Annotated in this window: 17 protein-coding genes; 1 reads left to right on the top strand and 16 read right to left on the bottom strand. The window is 58.5% G+C overall.

The features are described from left to right. Nucleotides 1-107 precede the first annotated feature (107 nt). The 7 genes from QEZ49_RS02940 to QEZ49_RS02910 all read right to left on the bottom strand — a co-directional run bounded on the left by QEZ49_RS02940 (nt 108) and on the right by QEZ49_RS02910 (nt 7,985). Nucleotides 108-2,753, bottom strand: a complete 2,646-nt coding sequence (locus QEZ49_RS02940) for a TonB-dependent receptor (RefSeq protein WP_280384069.1) — start codon at nt 2,751-2,753, stop codon at nt 108-110. Nucleotides 2,754-2,880: 127 nt separating this feature from the next. Then, on the bottom strand, nt 2,881-3,939 hold the full coding sequence (locus QEZ49_RS02935) for a FecR family protein (protein ID WP_280384067.1): 1,059 nt from the start codon (nt 3,937-3,939) through the stop codon (nt 2,881-2,883). Between the two features lie 137 nt (nt 3,940-4,076). Next, the gene (locus QEZ49_RS02930; protein WP_280384065.1) at nt 4,077-4,610 is read right to left on the bottom strand and encodes an RNA polymerase sigma factor; all 534 of its coding nucleotides are present in this window, start codon (nt 4,608-4,610) and stop codon (nt 4,077-4,079) included. A 470-nt stretch (nt 4,611-5,080) separates the two neighbouring features. Further along, the gene (ribH, locus tag QEZ49_RS02925) at nt 5,081-5,593 is read right to left on the bottom strand and encodes a 6,7-dimethyl-8-ribityllumazine synthase (RefSeq protein ID WP_280384063.1); all 513 of its coding nucleotides are present in this window, start codon (nt 5,591-5,593) and stop codon (nt 5,081-5,083) included. 53 nt (nt 5,594-5,646) lie between these two features. Beyond that, nucleotides 5,647-6,252 carry a riboflavin synthase gene (locus tag QEZ49_RS02920; protein WP_280384061.1) on the bottom strand — a complete coding sequence of 202 codons (606 nt, stop codon included), beginning with the start codon at nt 6,250-6,252 and terminating at the stop codon, nt 5,647-5,649. A gap of 4 nt (nt 6,253-6,256) precedes the next feature. After that, nucleotides 6,257-7,492, bottom strand: a complete 1,236-nt coding sequence (locus QEZ49_RS02915; RefSeq protein WP_280384059.1) for an MFS transporter — start codon at nt 7,490-7,492, stop codon at nt 6,257-6,259. A 43-nt stretch (nt 7,493-7,535) separates the two neighbouring features. Further along, nucleotides 7,536-7,985 carry a MaoC family dehydratase gene (locus tag QEZ49_RS02910; protein ID WP_280384057.1) on the bottom strand — a complete coding sequence of 150 codons (450 nt, stop codon included), beginning with the start codon at nt 7,983-7,985 and terminating at the stop codon, nt 7,536-7,538. 298 nt (nt 7,986-8,283) lie between these two features. Here QEZ49_RS02910 and QEZ49_RS02905 point away from each other — a divergent pair, with 298 nt between their 5' ends. After that, nucleotides 8,284-9,147 carry a TetR/AcrR family transcriptional regulator gene (locus tag QEZ49_RS02905; protein WP_280384055.1) on the top strand — a complete coding sequence of 288 codons (864 nt, stop codon included), beginning with the start codon at nt 8,284-8,286 and terminating at the stop codon, nt 9,145-9,147. Between the two features lie 39 nt (nt 9,148-9,186). On the opposite strand, the gene QEZ49_RS02900 is transcribed toward QEZ49_RS02905, so the two are convergent. From QEZ49_RS02900 to ribB, 9 genes are all read right to left on the bottom strand, one after another. Continuing rightward, the gene (locus tag QEZ49_RS02900) at nt 9,187-9,312 is read right to left on the bottom strand and encodes a hypothetical protein (RefSeq protein ID WP_280384054.1); all 126 of its coding nucleotides are present in this window, start codon (nt 9,310-9,312) and stop codon (nt 9,187-9,189) included. 61 nt (nt 9,313-9,373) lie between these two features. Continuing rightward, complete coding sequence (locus QEZ49_RS02895; protein WP_280384052.1) at nt 9,374-10,015, bottom strand: GTP cyclohydrolase II; 642 nt, start codon at nt 10,013-10,015, stop codon at nt 9,374-9,376. After that, complete coding sequence (locus tag QEZ49_RS02890; protein WP_280384050.1) at nt 10,012-10,596, bottom strand: cytochrome c; 585 nt, start codon at nt 10,594-10,596, stop codon at nt 10,012-10,014. The genes QEZ49_RS02895 and QEZ49_RS02890 overlap by 4 nt, the downstream gene beginning before the upstream one ends. Next, nucleotides 10,583-11,728, bottom strand: a complete 1,146-nt coding sequence (gene soxC / locus QEZ49_RS02885; protein WP_280384048.1) for a sulfite dehydrogenase — start codon at nt 11,726-11,728, stop codon at nt 10,583-10,585. Before soxC ends, QEZ49_RS02890 begins: the two co-directional genes overlap by 14 nt. Nucleotides 11,729-12,017: 289 nt before the next feature. Beyond that, nucleotides 12,018-12,320, bottom strand: a complete 303-nt coding sequence (locus QEZ49_RS02880; protein ID WP_280384047.1) for an antibiotic biosynthesis monooxygenase — start codon at nt 12,318-12,320, stop codon at nt 12,018-12,020. A gap of 241 nt (nt 12,321-12,561) precedes the next feature. Further along, nucleotides 12,562-14,004, bottom strand: a complete 1,443-nt coding sequence (locus tag QEZ49_RS02875) for an LLM class flavin-dependent oxidoreductase (protein WP_280384045.1) — start codon at nt 14,002-14,004, stop codon at nt 12,562-12,564. 409 nt (nt 14,005-14,413) lie between these two features. Continuing rightward, on the bottom strand, nt 14,414-15,355 hold the full coding sequence (ribF, locus tag QEZ49_RS02870) for a riboflavin biosynthesis protein RibF (RefSeq protein ID WP_280384043.1): 942 nt from the start codon (nt 15,353-15,355) through the stop codon (nt 14,414-14,416). Nucleotides 15,356-15,409: 54 nt separating this feature from the next. Next, complete coding sequence (locus QEZ49_RS02865; RefSeq protein ID WP_280384041.1) at nt 15,410-15,940, bottom strand: flavin reductase family protein; 531 nt, start codon at nt 15,938-15,940, stop codon at nt 15,410-15,412. Between the two features lie 26 nt (nt 15,941-15,966). Further along, nucleotides 15,967-17,097 (bottom strand): 3,4-dihydroxy-2-butanone-4-phosphate synthase, encoded by a 1,131-nt coding sequence (gene ribB, locus QEZ49_RS02860; RefSeq protein ID WP_280384039.1) that lies wholly within the window; start codon nt 17,095-17,097, stop codon nt 15,967-15,969. Nucleotides 17,098-17,199: the final 102 nt, after the last annotated feature.

The following is a 17,199-nucleotide window of genomic DNA, read 5'->3' as shown; positions in this document are numbered from 1 at the left end:
CTCATCACGATGCGGCAACCGTTCAAACCGCAATGCTCTGCGCCGATGGAACCTGCAGGTGCCATCGGCGCAAGGCAACAGTCAAACGTCGGCAAATACAGAGGCGCTCAGAACCTCGCCGTGAACGCACCATACAATGTGCGTCCCGGCCCGGGCTGCTGAATGAGGCTCAACGGATCAACGTAATACTGATCGGTCAAATTCTGCACGCGCAGATCAACGCTGAGATTCTCATTGATCTTGTACTCGGAGAACAGATCTACAAGCGTATAAGGATCCCAATACACGGCACTGATGAAGGGCGCGGCACCACGGACAATCATCTCTCTGTGATCTGCAGCACGCTGGCCGATATGAAGCACGCGCCCGCCGACCGTGAGCTTGTCGTCAAACAACTTCTGCGCCACCGTAAAATCGATCGTGTACTTCGGGGGCACCTGATTGGTGGCGTAGTCGCCGTATATCGAGCTCCCTTCGCACGTATTTGCAGTCGGGCAGAACGACACGTTGGTATAGTAGTTCGCCGACATGCTGGCCGAGAACCCTCCCACTTCGTAACGCGCCGACATTTCAATTCCAGAAAATTCGGCCTGATGGATATTGCCGATCACAAGACCACTGCGGTCCGTACTACCCGTGACCGGCGGAACGTACGCCCGCGAGATGTAGTCATCGACGATCGAATGGAAGTAGCCAACCTTGAGCATTCCCTTGTCGTTGCCGGTGAGCAGATCGCTGCGCATGACATTAACGCCGACATCAAGATTCCTGGCCCGCTCCGGATCAACGAGGTTGTTCACTGCAAGACCGAATGTCGAGGTCGCTTCCATCAAGCTTGGCATGCGCATAGCGTGGGCGTAGTTCGCATAGATCTGCGCCCCCTCGAAGGGCTTCAAAACAACTCCTACCGAAGGGCTGAAACCTCCCTTGTTCTGCGAATAACCATCCTGAAAGTACGGGAGTTGTGCAGCGGAAAGACTCTCGCGCGCCGACCGATCGCTTGACCAGAAGTGCTGATAGCGCAAGCCTGCATTCAACGTCATCCAGTCAACGGGATCCCACGCCGCCTTCGTGAACGCCGCAGCTTCCTGCCGCTCACCATCACGAGGCACGTAGCGCCACTCCAGCACCTTACTGTGCTTGCTCGGGGTGGTATCCTCACTCAGCCAGGACAGACCATAGCTCCAGTTAAGCGCGCCAATCGATGTATCGAACCGCGATATGTTCGTTACGTCTGCCCCCCACATCGTGGTGTCGGAGCCGGTGCGGAAATTATGCGGCAGCGTTGCTAGAAGATCGACGATCTCCTGAGTGATGAAACTGTTCCGAACCGGATTTCTGACTTCAAGCTCGGTGATCCATACATTGGATTGCAGATCAATCAGGTTGTTGTTGGCTGGGTTCCACGCATAGTTCAACGTGCCACTGTTGACCTTCGCTCCAACGGTTTGGCCGCGCTGCCATGGCTGAATCCTCAGATCGCTCTGCCCCGACGCCATCACTTCGCCAGCTTCACTTTCAAAGCCGTTGTAGGTTGCGCGGACCGTTTGACCGTTCTCAAGGCTCAGCTTTGCCTTGGCGAGAAGTGACGAAGTTTCCAGCTCGCTGTTCAGAACCTCCTCGCCGCCACGGTAATTCGCAACACCGCCGTTAGCGATGTACTGTGGCCAGTTCTGAATAAAACCGGCACTATTGGGAACCTGTTGCGCGCCCATATCTACAGGCCGGGCCACCGGGCCACGTGTGCCGGCATGATAGTTGCCCTGCTTGCGACGCGAATAGCCGACGACAAACTCCGCATTGCCACCCTGCGCGGCTCCAATGATGCTGCCTGATCCGCTTGTCGGCGTGAGAACTGACGGCCTGTCCATTCCGGCGCTCGACGAAGTAACGACCGGCGAGACCCATGGCGCGAAAGGAAAGCTGTAGCCGGCAGTAGTACCGACGGCCGGCGGCGAAGATGTATTGGTCCCGAAACCGCCCTTGATGCGGACGCCATGCTTTCTGCCCGGGAACAGAATGTCCGACGCCTCAATGGTACGCATGGCGACCTTGCCTGCGATGCCGCCTGAAGCAGCATCTGGACCCTTGGAAATATCTACACCGCCGATGAAATCCGGATCTACAAAGCTGCGATTACTGATGCCCTGGTAGCCATGATAAACATTGCTGGCGTTCTGCGCTCCGTCGACCGTAACTTCCACGCGTCCCATGCCCTGCATGCCGCGAATATTAACGTCGATTGCGCCGCCACCGTTTCTTGCCTCGCCCGAAAGAACGCCAGGGACACCGCGGAACATGTCGGCAGGGCTCGCCCCACGAAACCGTTCAATATCTTCACCCGATATAAATGACGTCGCGGCCGCTGTTGCATACGGCGTGTAAACGGTGCTCACATCGCCGGAGCCGCCGCCACTCACATCAATCGTATCAAGAGCTATCGCGCCATCAACCGTTGCTCCGGCGCCGCCCGCGTTCGGAGCGTTGATCGCATAGGTCGTGCCATTGAATGAGTACGTCAGCCCCGTGCCGGCCAGCAGCGTCTGCAGCGCTGCATCGGAAGACATCGCACCGCTGACCGCAGTCGACTTCTTCCCCGACGCCACCGACGATGGGACGAACACCTCGATATTGGTCTGGCGGGAAAACGCTATGAGCGCACTGGCAAGCGGTTGAGCGGGAATGTTGAAGCTGCTTTGTGCCTGCGCCATCGCAGGCACCGTTGCCGCATAGGGCACAGCAACGCTCGTCATTAACACAGCCGCCAATCCAGGCAGCACCCTGCCGGTACGCAAACGCAACATCATCATACCCCACTACGCAATACGCTGAGGGGCAACCGGCCCCTAACTTAGAAGACGAGGGCGGGGCAAAAAGTAATTACTCGGATGGAGAGATATTTTTCACTTCGCCAGGACCAATACCAATCAGCAGGTCCGTGAGACGATAGAGCCGCAGATCAAGATTGCGCGCGATGGTTTCCAGCGCAGCATCGGGGCGACGTGTATCAAACACAGCCGTAACCCGGCGGTCGTTCAGCGAGGCGTCCAGAACACGCACATAACCGCGCCGGTATCGCTGTAATTCGTCTAAAACATCAGCAAGGCGCGCGTCGTGGAAAACAAGCTGATGCTGACGCCAGGCCTGCACCGTATCGAGATCTACCGCGGCGACTGGCGAGATTGAAACAGCAGTGTAGGAAACGCCCTCACCTTGCGCAACACGTACTGGCTGCTGTCCGGCCGCCTCGACCTCAACAACGTTTTCGGTCACCGCCACGGCAACGTTGTTCCCAATGCGCACATTGAAGGCGGTGCCGCGCACGACAACTTCACCACCATCCGCAGAGACGATGAAGGGGCGGGAAGCATCCTTAGCGACGGTGAAAAACGCTTCACCGGTCAGCAGCCGAATGCGGCGCTCACCTTCGGAATACTCGACGTCCAATGCGGTGGAGCTATTGAGCTCAATGCTTGAACCATCGGCAAGCGCCACCGAAAGCTGCTCGCCCGTACCCGTACGATGATCGGCCCACAGGCCCACCGGCGTTGCCTGCCAGACCACGACAGCTGCGGCCAGCACAGACGCTGCGATAGCAACGTATTTCCCGGTGGGAGCATGCGCAGGTGGCGACCGGCGGCCTGACAACGGGATCATATTTCGCTGTTGTGCAGCAGCAGCGGCGGCGCGTCCGGCCGGTTGGGCGTCGGTGCCGGGAACCGATATATCGCGTTCGCCGGGACTGCCCGATGTCGGCGCCAGCGCATCAAGCCCAACCCACAGGCGCTCAAGCTCGGCCCAGGCCTTGGCGTGTTCAGGCGAGGCAGCCAGCCACGTTGCGAAATCGCGCCGCTGCAATGCGGTCACGTCTTCGTCACGCAGGATGACGAACCACTCAATCGCGGCGTCGTCTGGGGATTGGCCGCTATCGCGGGTCATCATTCAGCTCTGCCGCGCGGGGTTCCATGTTGAAGCGCATCAATGGCCGCCGAAATGCCGAATTGCCCATCGGGCGCTTCGATCATCGATCAGCCAAAGACATCTATTCCGTTAGACGATTCTAATCTGCGAACCTATTAGCGCAAATCGACATCTGTGCCGGCTTCGCGCAGACCGCGGCGTAAAAGCCGCATCGCCTTGGCCAGATGAACCGTCACCGTATTCTTCGCGATGCCGAGTTTAGCGGCGATCTCCGCATAGCTGAGGCCTTCAAACTTATGAAGGATCAGCACCTCACGGCACCGGGGCGGCAACTCCGCCAGTGCCGACCGCAGCGCCTCGAACTCCTCCGCCGCGATTACCGACACATCTTGCAATGGCGATGGATCGGCGACCCATTCGCAATCCTGGATGTCGGCATGGGCATCGATGACGGTGCTCGAACGCTTCTGCCGTCGATATTCGTCTACAGCAATGTTGCCGGCAGCGCGCAGAAGATAGTGCTGCGGATTGACGACCTCGTCCGACGGGCTCCGCAGCATGCGCAGAAACACGTCCTGCACAAGATCGGCTGCGGCGGCAGCGGATAGGCCTTTACGCATGAGCTGGCTGCGCACGCGGTCGTGCTGCGCGACGTAAAGGGCTTCGATATCGGCGATCGTGCTACTCATCGTTCCGGCGAACTCTGATAGTCAACAGCGGGCAAGACCACCTACCCCACTGAACGCGTATTCAAAAAGCCGAACGCCCGCAACAGGATGGAGTTTGGAACCACTCCAGACACACAACATCGCACCGGCCTTTAGTTGACCGCCGCAGTACACTTAAGCGTTGATTTTATGGGCTTAGTGGCAAGACGTTACGAGTCTATCGGAGCGCACAGCGCCAACCGAAAGCCAACGATTTTGAAGCATTGCGTTGCAGCCTTGCAACGAAATCAGCGCTCCGACGCTGCCACCTGCAATATGTTGCATCCACCGCAGCACGCTGCGGCATGACTTTCGCGGCACGATGAACAAAAGGCCAGCGCGTAACAGAGCGGCCCCGCCAACCGCGGGTCACGCTCTTCCAATGCTTTGAAGCGATATGGTCGTTTATCGCACGCACGGTAAGTCACGTGCCGCACACTACAGCCCGGGCTTCACACGGCCCCGGCGCGCCTGCTTTCAAACGCGTGGCCAATCTCAATCAGTTGCATGCACGCATTCGCGGCATCGGCACCCTTGCCACCATTGGCGCGCGCCAGCGCCTGCTCCATGGTGTCCACAGTCAGGATCGCGTTACCGACCGGCGTTGCATGACGCGCCGCAGTTTCCATCATCCAGTGGTTGGCGTTGTTGCAAACAATATCGTAGTGCGATGTCTCGCCGCGAATGACACAGCCCAGCGCCACAACACCGTCAAAGCGGTTCGGCGCATCGCGCGCCAGCAGGCCCCAGTTCGCCGCCTGGATCAGCACCTGCGGGATTTCCAATGCGCCCGGCACCACGATGTGCTCGTAAGAAACGCCGCGTGCGTCCAGCGCCGCAATCGCATGCTGCAGCAGCAGGTCGCCGATCTCTTCATAGTACCGGCCCTCGATGATCAGCACGCGCGCGTCGAGTTTGCCGCGCGGCGTCCGCTGCTGAGACTGGCTATCGGTCTTAACAATCATCTTTCACTCAATCCCGCGCGCGTTAAAGCTGAGGTGTTCGCCAGCACTGTTCGTCACGTTCTGAACTCCAGCAGGCGCGCGATATATCGCGAGAACAGATCAACTTCGAGATTGATCGATTGGCCGGCGGTTTTCGCGCCCCACGTCGTCACCGTCAAGGTGTGCGGGATGATGTTGACCCCGAAACAATTGTCGCTGACCTCGTTCACTGTCAGCGAAACTCCGTCCAATGCAACGGAACCCTTAGGCGCGATGTACGGCGCCAGGTGATCGGGCGCCTCGATGACAAAGCGGCGGCTGTCGCCATCGGCAATGATGTCGGCGATGCGCGCGACGCCATCGACGTGGCCGGTGACAAGATGTCCGCCCAGTTCCTGACCCATCGCCAGCGGGCGCTCCAGATTGATGCGCGTGCCCGGCTGCCAGCTATCAATCGTGGTCTTGGCGCAGGTCTCATTGGAAACGTCGGCGGTGAAGATGCTGCTGCCGGCAACAGCACCATCGTCGGTGCGGATCGATGTCACGGTCAGGCAGCAGCCGTTGCACGCCATCGAGCCGCCGATTTCCAGCGTCTCAGCTGGATAGGGACAGCGGATCGTGAAGTTGCCGCCGTTGCGCCCGATCACCTCGCCGATGCCGGTGACGATACCCGTGAACATGCCGTCACTTCCTGCCGTGTGCAATCTTGATGGCGTCAGGCAGACGCCGCAACATCAGCATCGCAATGACACCGATGAACGGACCGGGCACCAGCACAAGGAATGTCCACTGCCAGCTTCCCATCGCGGCCGCGATTTCCGGCACCACGCGAATGGCAACAACCGTGAGCGCAAAGCCGAGACCAAGTTGCAGCGCCAGCGCAGTGCCGACACTGGAGGATTCGCCAATCTCCGTAACGATGGCGGAAAACTGCGCCGAATCTCCGATTACGGAGATGCCCCAGATAATGGCCACTGTCAGGAAGACCCAAAGCGGAGCATCGAAAGCAAAGCCGATTAGCAGCGCGCACAACCCGGAGACAACCATCATCAAGGCTGTGGTTGCTGTTCTGCCGATTCGATCCGCCATCACGCCGCCCAGCACGCATCCGACGACGCCGGAGGCCACTACCACAAACGTGATCATGGATGCGTACGATGTGTCGACGTTCTGGTGCACCAGTGCCGCCTGAGCGAAGGCCAGGAACCAGCCCCACATCGCATAAAGCTCCCACATGTGGCCAAAGTATCCGATGTTCGCCAGCATCACCGGCTTGTTGCGCAGCACGCGACCGATCTGGCGCGGGTCGAACGTAGCGCGCGCATACCGATGCGGTCCCTCAACGGCGAAGCGTGCCATCAGCAAAGCGCCGAGCAGTGTCATTCCAGACGTCGCCGCGACAACGAGCTTCCAGTTCAGATCCGATGTCACCGCGCGCAACAGATGCGGAAACGCCGAGCCGAGCGTCAGAGCGCCAATTACAATGCCCAGTGCGAGGCCGCGTCCGTGCAGGAACCAGGTCGAGATAACCTTGAGCGCCGGAGGATAAATGCCAGCCAAGGCGATGCCCGTCACAAACCGCAACGCGATCGCCACCTCGCCCGATGGTGCAATCAGAAGAGCCAGGTTAGCAACAGCGGCCAGACAAGCCGAAATCGCCATCAGCCAACGGGCCGGCACAATGTCGGGAATGTTGAGAAGACTGGAGCCAAGTGCGCCGACGACGAACCCGATCTGCACAGCGTTTGTCAGCCATGCCGCCGCGGCGCCATCAATGGCCCACGTCTCTTTCAGTTCATTGATGATAGCCGTCGCGGAAAACCACGTCGTCATGGAAAGAACGATGGCTAGGCTAAGGATAGCCAGAACCTGCCACTGCCCATGGGCTGCCTGCCGATCGGCATCGGATTTCATCAGCATCTAAGTTTTCTTTGCATGCGAGGCGAGCCTTCCGGCCCAAGATTTACCGCTGCAGCGCGGCGACATAAACAACGGCTGATCCGACGAGGCACTCTTCGCCTGCGGCGTTCAAAACCCGGGTTTTCAGTTCGCAGATCGGTTTGTCATCGCGCACCGAGACAATCTCGACCTCGCCCGTTATTTCCTCATCCACGCCGACTGCCCGAACAAAGCGCCAGTTCACGCTGAGAAATACCGTGCCGGGTCCGGGCAGATCTTCCGCCACAACCGCGTTCAACAGGCCAGACGTCACACCGCCCTGCACAATCAGTTTTCCAAAAATCGAGGCTTCAGCCAGCGCGCGGTCATAGTGGAGCGGGTTGCAATCGCCGGTGATGTCAGAGAACCGCTGAATGTCTTCCTGCGAGGTCCTGCGCGTGCGCCGCGCGACCGCTCCAACCTGCGGCTTCCCGTTCACGACACCGGTCCAGCCTGAGCCGACATTGTTGCCCATGGATTGCAACTCCACTTAATTATTTTTGCAGTGCAGTTCGGCGGCAGCGGCCGAGCGGCTTTTATTGACCCAGCCGCAAAGCACTGCATCCGAAGAGTGTTTGTTTGCGCACGCAGTTAAGTGCCTCGGGCGACGGATGTGGCCGCTGTGCTCCAATCCGCTGCTGCAACGCTCACCTGCGCGACAAGGTCTTCCGCGAACGGTCGGTGATGGGCTATGAGTGGTTTGCGCCGGGCATCCCCAGCGCGCCGGCGCTTCGCGTTTGGAATTACCGCATTGCCTAAAAAACAAGAATGCAATGCGCCAATTCCTTCGTTCCAGCGTCGGAATTCTTTTGACTTGGCTTTTCGCAGCCAAGATGACTTGCATTTCAGCGGCCCTGTGCTGTTATTGGTTTGTCGCATCATCTGATGCAGCAATGGAATTCGGAGAAAAGTCCTTGTCGCGCGCTAAAACACCTTCGCCGACGCAAGCCTCTCAAGGATCATCCTCGGAGTGGTATAACGCAAATGTATCGACCAGTCCACACGATGAGGATGTAGATTCGGCGACGCAAATCAGCCGTACGACCAAGGGAACTCAGGCCGCTGGGCAGCAGCAGGAGCGCATCCAGAAAATTGCTGCAGACCTGTTCGCGACCAGGGGCTATCGTGCTGTAGGTGTTGCAGAAATTGGCGATGCGGTTGGCTTGGGACGCGGTGCGCTTTACTACCATATCAGCAGCAAGGAAGAGCTGCTTTTCAGCATTGTCGTGCGTTACATTGAAGAATTGGTCTTAAGTGGTAAGTCCGCAATGGAGACCGAGCCGGACCCTCGGAAACGGATCTTTTTGCTAAGCCGTTTATTGATGCAATGCATTTTTACAAACCTGCCCGAAATGACGGTTTGCTTCCGTGAAGCCGACTGTCTGACAGGCCAGCGCCATCGAATCGTTTCTGATTTGCATAAGGCCTATCAGGATCTTTGGTCGGAAACTCTGAAAGAGGGCGAGAAAAAAGGCCTATTCCGTCCGCTACCAAACGTAGCGATCAAAGGCATCCTGGGCATGTACTTCTACAGCTTCCTCTGGCTCAAGCCGGGCGGTAAGCAGGCATCGAACGACATCGCCGACGTATTTGCCAGAATGACCCTATCGATCGCGGAAGATAAGAACGCTGCCTAACCGGCATCGGGCTCGTTCTAGCCCTTCACAGTGGCCGATTTAATCGAGATCAGGCCGCTCAAGAACGACACACGCAAAATTGATGGTCGACAATCCGGCGTCGGAGCTGATCGCGTTGTGCATCGCAGCACACAGCAAGTAAGGCACCGCGGCGACGTCGATCACGATGCGTTTCAAGTGTGGAGTTGACCCAGCCGGCGCAAGTGCAGCGCAGGAAATGGGCTGCTCAGATCTGGTGACCCATGCGATCCCGCTTGGTATTCAGATAGCGCTCATTGTGACGGTTAGGCTTGCTAGCCACCGAGATCCGTTCGGCTATCGTGATACCAAAGCCTGCCAGCGCTTCAACCTTGGCCGGGTTGTTGCAAAGCAGCCGGATTTCATTCAGCCCCAGATAGGCGAGCGCCTTAGCGGCCAGTCCAAAGTCACGTGCGTCGACAGGAGCACCGATCGCCGTATTGGCATCGACGGTATCAACGCCGCGCTCCTGCAGCGCGTAGGCGCGCATCTTCTTGAACAGGCCGATGCCGCGACCTTCATGGTATGGCATATAAACAATGGCGCCGTGCGACGACTCCAGCACCGCCTTCAGACTTGCCTGAAGCTGCTCATAGCAATCGCACCGCATGGAGTGGAAGATGTCTCCGGTTACGCAACCGGAATGTAGCCGCACCAGCGGCAACGCCTGCCCCGCCGATGCTTCTCCGTGCACCAGCACGAGCAGTTGCTCTTCCTCTTTTGCGCCCTGGAATGCAAAGGCACGAAACATTTGCTCCTGCCCGTCCACGGTGATGGGCAACGCTGTTTCCACCACCTCCAACGCGGGAGCATCCGCCATTGACGCCACTACATTCACTTGTACGGTCATTTCGATGTTGCGCCACCCTGCGCGCGGTAGATCAGCCGGTCAGGTCCATTGTCGACATAAAAACCATCGACATTGGGCATCTTCACCTCGGAAAGCGATTTCGCATCCAGAACGGTGCCCTCGTCGATGATCTTGCCGAACGACAGAATGTACGCCGTGATCGAATACACTTCGTCAGGTGTCAGCGATCCTGGCTCGTGGAACGGCATAGCCCGCCAGATGTAATCGTACAACGTGGAAGCATAGGGCCAGTAGCTCTCCACGCTCTTGAAGGGCTTGTTGGTCGCCAGCGTGCCCCTGCCACCCGCGAGTGGCGGCGCGCCGGTTCCCTCAAGGCCTTCGAGATTTTCACCATGGCACATCGCACATTTTTCAGCGTACAGCGGCAACCCTGCAGCAGCCGTTCCTGACCCTGGAGGCAAGCCCTCGCCATCTGGCATGATGACAAAAAACTTCGCGAGCTCCTCGGGACTGACGGGCGACCCGATGGTATCAATCGCGGGATCACCGCTTGCGCTTGCGATCAATGGAACGGCGGCCAGCATGGCCACTGCTGCTACGATGGCTCTAAACATGGACATTGCTCACGCTCCCGTCCGCTGCCACAGCCCAGCTCTGAATTGCGTTGTAGTGATAGAAGAAGTGGTCGCCACGCAACCGGATCAACTCCGTGCGGGTCGGCTGCACATAACCGGAATCTTCAATGCAGCGGCTCTGCAGGATCGCTGGCTTGCCGTCCCAGAACCAGGGACAACTGAAGCGCACCGAGCTCATTGCCTCGGGCGTATCGTCGATGCGCGCAGGGATCCAGTTCTTGCCGCCATCCATCGAAATATCGACAGCCTGCACACGGCCGCGTCCCGACCACGCAATGCCGCGAATTTCGTAGTGACCGGGCTTCGGCAGTAACATCTCACCCGACGGGAAGGTGATGACGGATTTTGCATCCATCGAATAATAGAACTGCCGAGCCCGGCCATTCGGCATCAGGCCGGTGTAGCGGCCCGTTTCCTCACGGGTCATAAACGGCCTGTCGCTGACCTGCAGCCGGCGCAACCACTTGATCATCATGTTCCCCTCATAACCGGGAACCACGAGACGCAGCGGATAGCCCTGCTCCGGACGTATCATCTCGCCATTTTGGCCATAGGCAATCAGACCGTCGGTCAGCATCTTGTCGAGCGGAATGGAACGCGTCATCACCGCTGCGTCCGCGCCCTCGCCGAGCACCCAGGATGCATCATCCTGGAGCCCGACATGGCGCGCGAAAGTCGCGAACGGAACGCCCGTCCATTCAGACGTGCTCAGCAACCCGTGCGTAAACTGAACGTTCTTGCCCTTCGGCTTCGCCCATTCTTCGTACGTGTTACCGGAGCACTCAATAAAGTAGCGACGGGTGATCGATGGCAGACGCAGAATGTCCGCCACCGAAAACTTCTTCGCCTGATCAACCATGCCGTGCACGTAGAGAAAATGCTTGGCAGGATCGATGGCGGGGATACCGCCATGGTGCCGTTCGTAATGAAGGCCGGATGGCGTCAAGTTGCCCTTCATGTCGGCCAGCGGCGTATATGACCACGAGGTCATATCGTTTGGATTGTCGGCCCGTGCCTTTACAGCGGTCTCGAACTGAGAGCGAGTTCCATAACCGCCATCTTCCAACAGAGCACGCCCCATCACTTTGGTGGGGTCATCCGGCACATCATAGAGCACAGCTCCGGGGGAGCTGTTTTCGTCTCAGCGAGTGCCGAAGAGGCCAATAGTTGAGCAGGAACTGCGGCGATTGCCGCTGTCGACATCAGCATACGCCGACGTGAAAGATCGACATCCAGATGCATACCGTCCTGACACGGACAGATTTCGCTGTCTTCCGCGGAAGCAGATTTTTGCTTCCCGTTGTCATGCCGTTGCGCCACTGCTCGCTCCTGCATTCTTTTACATGGGGCAAGCTCGCCGAAGCTTTCTATGCAAGATTAGCCCGGCAAGCTGCCAAAACCATTCGTCAGCCAGGCAGCTTTACTGCAAGCGTGTCCCAGGCTTCGATTTTCGGCGCCTCAGCCAGCAACTCGTCAGCCTTCGCCATCAGCGCCGCAGCAATTGCACCGTTGATGTGCGCTTGCCGTCCGGCTTCAGCATCAAACGCGTCGAAAATTGCGAAATCACCGGGCGCAAAACGCACCGCGTACCAAACCGGCGTATCCTTTTCGGCCTCGGCGGCAGGGAGCGCAGCTTTCAGAAAGCTTTCGAGCTCAACTTCCTTGCCGGGCTTCGCCTTCAGCCTCACGTAAAGTCCGCACGTTGTCATTTCGGCACCCATGTGAGTGTTGCAATCAGCATTAGGAATTCAGGTATCCCGCACGCATACGCCTCCCAGAAACGCGGTGTGTGCAAACGCGCTTCAGCATACGCGTGCGGGATAATGCGGGCGCGGCCATCGGCGTCAGAACGACGGCCGCGCCCCTACGGGATTTGAAGCGAGACGGACAAGGCGACTTGGCAGACGCGTTCCCCTCCCATCCATCTCGCTCCAGAGCATCCCGCTGGCGTTACTCAGCCACCGGCGCCTTGGCGTTGGCGAACTGCGACGGCTGCGTGCGATCGGCAACGCTTTCCTTGCCAACATACGCTTCGCGATACTGAGCAGCCGGATGGGTGCTCTCGACGCGACCGTCGTTGGTGCCGATGAGCTTGCGACGCAGCGAGCCCGGCTTGTAGGAATCCTGAGCGCGACCACGCTTGCGCAGTTCCGGCACGATGTAGTCGATGAAGTCGGTAACCGAGCCCGGCGTTACTGCGTAAGCCAGGTTGAAGCCGTCTACGCCGCCTTCGTCGACCCAACGCTCCAGTTCGTCAGCAACCTTCTGCGGGCCGCCAACGAGCACGGGGCCCAGACCGCCGATGCAACGCTCGCGGATAACGTCGCGAACAGTCCACTTCTTGGCGTTCTCACCGTGCGTGAGCGACTCAAGCGTGGTGCGAAGGCTGTCGTTCTCCATCGCCTGCAGCGGCTCATCGGGATCAAGCTTCGCGAAGTCGATGCCGGTCCAACCGCCGTAGAGTGCAAGCATGCCTTCCGGATTGGCGTAGGAAAGGTATTCCTGATACTTCGCCTCAGCAGCTTCATCGCTGTCGCCGGTGATGACGGTCAGCAGCATGAAGATCTTGATCGAGTCGCGCGAACGACCGGCAGCTTCAGCCTGATTGCGGATGTCCGTGGTGATCTGACGGGCCTGCTCGACGCTGGTCGTCAGAATGAACATGCCTTCAGCGTTGCTGGCGGCGAACTTACGGCCACGACCGGAAGCACCGGCCTGGAAGATAACAGGCGTACGCTGCGGTGACGGCTCGCAGATGTGGAAGCCCGGCACCTTGTAGTACTTGCCCTGGTGGTTGATCGGGTGAACCTTGCTGCCGTCGGTGAACACGCCGCTCTTCTTGTCGCGCTTGACGGCGTCGTCTTCCCAGGAGCCTTCCCACAGCTTGTACATGACTTCCATGTACTCATCGGCCATCTCGTAGCGCTCGTCGTGTGCGAGCTGCTGGTCCATGCCGATGTTGAGCGCGGCGCTGTTCAGGTAGGACGAAACAACGTTCCAGGCCACGCGACCCTTGGTGAGATGGTCAAGCGTCGACAGACGGCGGGCCAGCAAGTAGGGCTGTTCGAACGTGATAGCAGCAGTCACACCGAAGCCGACATGCTCGGTGACAGCAGCCATCGCGGAGATTGCGCCGAACGGATCGTTGACCGGAACCTGATCGGCGTCGCGCAGAGCCATTTCGGCCGAACCGCGGTACACGTCATAAACGCCAACCACGTCAGCGATGAAGAGACAGTCGAAGCAACCGCGCTCCAGCTCCATCGCCATGTTGGTCCAGTATTCAAGGTCATTATAGCGGGCCGCCTGGCTGGACGGATGACGCCACGTTCCAGCCGACTGATGGCTGACGCAGGTCATGTCGAAGGCGTTCAGAACAATTCTCTTTTTCATGCGTTTCCTCGTTTACGTTTATTGAGGTGGCGCCGATTTCCCAAAAGGCGCTTTCCTTTAGAAGCGGCTCCCCTTCCAGCCCCAAAGACGCGCTTGCGCGGGTTCTGACCGAAACAGCGTTCCGCAATTATCCGCAGGCGGTACCCTCCTGCCGTTGAGTGCCTGCAAACGCACATCAACCTGTACCGACCGATACATTTATCCAGGGGCGGAGTTTTTGCAAGCATGTAAACTTCAAAAAACGCCGAAAAACACCGATTAATGTGCAATGCCTATTGCGCACACGCAAGCGCGCCGGGCAATTTTGGACCCTACGGTACATTTTAATACACTGCGTGCTGATTTTTTCGCTGGCGTCGCATCAAACACGCGACGCCAAATCAAGAATGATGATGGAACTGGTTATTACTTAGGCAGCCAACAGCTCGCGGGCTTCTGCCCGATCAATTTCCATCTGCCGCACCAGATCATCGACACCTGAGAATTTTAGCTCCGGCCGCTGATGGGCAACAAATTCGACTCGCAACCGCTGTCCGTAGAGGTCGCCCTTGAAATCAAGAATGTGCACCTCAAGCGCAGGCGCGCCATCGTCAAACTGCGGACGCGTGCCGTAGCAAGCGACGCCATCCAGCACACGTTCGCCGGCATAAACACGCACAGCATAAATCGCATGCGCAAGATCAAGCCGATGCACCGGCTGCACGTTTGCGGTTGGGAAGCCGAGCTCCCGCCCGCGCTTATAGCCATGCACAACCGGGCCTTCGATCGTCCAGTTACGCCCCAACAGCCTGTTCGCCGCGCGAATGTCGCCCGCCGCCAAATGCTGCCGGATGTTCGCAGCCGTAATCGGCCCGCACTCTTCGCAGGCGACTGTCTCCATCACCGTCGTCGAGATCGCAAACGATCGCGCCATTGACGCCAGCATTTGCGAACCAATCGACGACCTCGGTCCGAAGCGGAAGTTTGCACCGACCGTAATAGACTTCGGTGCAAACTCGCGCAGCAGCTCACACAACGCCTGGCATTCCAACCAGCTTGCATTCGATGCGAACCCGAGGGCGACAACGTCAGCGCCGCCCTGCAGCTTCAGCCGGCGGACGACTTCTTCGCCCTGCGCCAACGGCGTGCGTGCATCATCGCTCGCTGCATCGAACAACAGCGCGACGACGGGGCTGCCGTCAGCTGCAGACACCTGCTTTGCATGGTGCATCAGCGCCTGATGGCCACGATGAAAACCATCGAAAGAACTGACAACCACGTGACCACCCAAAAGGTGGCGTCCTTTAGTCGAAAGCTCACTGAAGCGCCAAGTGCCAGCCTCTCGGCCGTCCATCGTCAGGGTCTGCAGCATGTCTTTTCTGCGCCGTCGCTCGTTGCAATCAGGGTGTGGGGGATGCCGAACAGATCAGATCTGTTCGATCAGACCATAGCGGGCGTTATAATAGACCAGCGGTGCGCGACGCTCCTGCCCGGTATTGATAACGCGGCCAACGAACAGCGTGTGCGTGCCGATCGGAATCTTCTGATAAACTTCGCATTCAAGATGCGCCGCCGCACCATCAAGCAGCGGCACGCCGGTGCGGCCCAGCGCGTATTCAACAGTGTCGAACTGATCGTCGCCCTTGGTTGCGAAGTGATCGGCCAGCGGCTTTTGATCTTCGGAAAGAATGTTAATCGCAAACGCATCCTTCTTGTCGATATGCGGATGCGTCCGTGCGGTCTGGTTCACCGCGATCAGAACTGACGGCGGCTCGGCGCATACACTGCACACTGCCGTAGCGGTGAAGCCATGCAGCTTGCCGTCGCCTTCAGTTGTAATAACCGTAACGCAGCCTGCGAGCTGACGCATGACCGAGCGGAATGCATCTGAATCGACAGAGCTGTTTGAAGAGAACATTTTCATCACTTTCGAACTCACTGATGATGTCCAGGACATGTTTTTTGTTTCCCCCTTTGAGCCGATTAACTGAGTGGCTCTTGTTCAACGACGGTGAGACCGTATCCTTCGATGCCGACCAGCGTTTGCTCACGCCCGGACAGCAAGACCATCTCCCGCACGCCGATATCGACAAGGATCTGAGCGCCGATGCCGTACTCGCGAAACTGCGGGTCGGGACGGGAATGCGGGCTCAGGTTGCGAATACGGTTCGAGAGCGCATTCGTTCGGCTGTCATTGACCATCACGATCACGCCGCGCCCGCGCCGCATGATCTTGAACATCGCGCTGTGCAGCCCATCGCCCTCTCGGGCGAGAATGACATCGCTGATGAAGTCCGATCGATGCAGGCAAACCGCGACGGGTTCGGGATCGGCATCCTCAAGGCGCGCGTCGACTTCACCTTTGATCAACACCACGTGCTCGCCACCTTCGACGGTGTCGCGATAGACCACCAGACGCCATTCGCCGAAGCTGGGATGATGGATCCATGACCAGGCAACCGGCTTCACCAGTCGCTCGTTGCGCAGGCGATACGCGATCAGGTCCGCGATCGTACCCAGCTTCATGTTGTGCTGACGCGCGAACTTCAACAGATCAGGCAAGCGCGCCATCGATCCGTCTTCGTTCATCACCTCGCAAATCACACCCGACGGATTGAGCCCAGCGATGCGCGAGACATCAACTGCCGCTTCCGTGTGTCCGGCGCGAACCAGCGTGCCGCCCTCACGAGCGATCAACGGAAAGATGTGTCCTGGCGTTACGATATCGTCAGGGCGGCTTTCCGGATTGATGGCAACCGCAATCGTCCGTGCGCGGTCCGCCGCAGATATTCCGGTCGTCACACCCGTTCGCGCCTCGATCGAGAGCGTAAACGCTGTCTGCAATCCGGCATCGTTGCTCTGCGCCATCGCGCTCAGCTTCAGATGCGAAACGCGTTGCGGTGTCAGCGCCAGGCAAATGAGACCACGCGCATAGCGCGCCATGAAATTCACCACGTCCCGCGTAGCGAACTGCGCCGGAATGACAATGTCGCCCTCATTCTCACGACTTTCGTCGTCAACGAGAATGAAGCAACGTCCCGCCCTGGCCTCCTCGATTATTTCTTCAGCGGAACTGATTTGTTCCCCGTGCTGATGACTGGCCATGAAATTCATGACTGCGTTTCCTCGTCGGACCGGGCATTTTGTTTGTTATCGCCCTAGTCATATCGCCTTGGTTAATGGTCGCTGCTTATCAACGCCGACATTCCCGTTTGC

The sequence above is a fragment of the Hyphomicrobium sp. D-2 genome (assembly GCF_029872155.1).
GTDB lineage: Bacteria > Pseudomonadota > Alphaproteobacteria > Rhizobiales > Hyphomicrobiaceae > Hyphomicrobium_A.
Note: the sequence above shows the minus strand (reverse complement) of the source record. Positions and strands in the feature narration are given on the sequence as shown.

Bases quoted from the DNA above. Each gene is read 5' to 3' on its own strand.
- QEZ49_RS02940 (WP_280384069.1), bottom strand. From the start codon at position 2,753: ATGACGAGCGTTGCTGTGCCCTATGCGGCAACGGTGCCTGCGATGGCG.
- QEZ49_RS02935 (WP_280384067.1), bottom strand. From the start codon at position 3,939: ATGACCCGCGATAGCGGCCAATCCCCAGACGACGCCGCGATTGAGTGG.
- QEZ49_RS02930 (WP_280384065.1), bottom strand. From the start codon at position 4,610: ATGAGTAGCACGATCGCCGATATCGAAGCCCTTTACGTCGCGCAGCAC.
- ribH (WP_280384063.1), bottom strand. From the start codon at position 5,593: ATGATTGTTAAGACCGATAGCCAGTCTCAGCAGCGGACGCCGCGCGGC.
- QEZ49_RS02920 (WP_280384061.1), bottom strand. From the start codon at position 6,252: ATGTTCACGGGTATCGTCACCGGCATCGGCGAGGTGATCGGGCGCAAC.
- QEZ49_RS02915 (WP_280384059.1), bottom strand. From the start codon at position 7,492: ATGCTGATGAAATCCGATGCCGATCGGCAGGCAGCCCATGGGCAGTGG.
- QEZ49_RS02910 (WP_280384057.1), bottom strand. From the start codon at position 7,985: ATGGGCAACAATGTCGGCTCAGGCTGGACCGGTGTCGTGAACGGGAAG.
- QEZ49_RS02905 (WP_280384055.1), top strand. From the start codon at position 8,284: ATGCGCCAATTCCTTCGTTCCAGCGTCGGAATTCTTTTGACTTGGCTT.
- QEZ49_RS02895 (WP_280384052.1), bottom strand. From the start codon at position 10,015: ATGACCGTACAAGTGAATGTAGTGGCGTCAATGGCGGATGCTCCCGCG.
- QEZ49_RS02890 (WP_280384050.1), bottom strand. From the start codon at position 10,596: ATGTCCATGTTTAGAGCCATCGTAGCAGCAGTGGCCATGCTGGCCGCC.
- QEZ49_RS02880 (WP_280384047.1), bottom strand. From the start codon at position 12,320: ATGACAACGTGCGGACTTTACGTGAGGCTGAAGGCGAAGCCCGGCAAG.
- QEZ49_RS02875 (WP_280384045.1), bottom strand. From the start codon at position 14,004: ATGAAAAAGAGAATTGTTCTGAACGCCTTCGACATGACCTGCGTCAGC.
- ribF (WP_280384043.1), bottom strand. From the start codon at position 15,355: ATGCTGCAGACCCTGACGATGGACGGCCGAGAGGCTGGCACTTGGCGC.
- QEZ49_RS02865 (WP_280384041.1), bottom strand. From the start codon at position 15,940: ATGTCCTGGACATCATCAGTGAGTTCGAAAGTGATGAAAATGTTCTCT.
- ribB (WP_280384039.1), bottom strand. From the start codon at position 17,097: ATGAATTTCATGGCCAGTCATCAGCACGGGGAACAAATCAGTTCCGCT.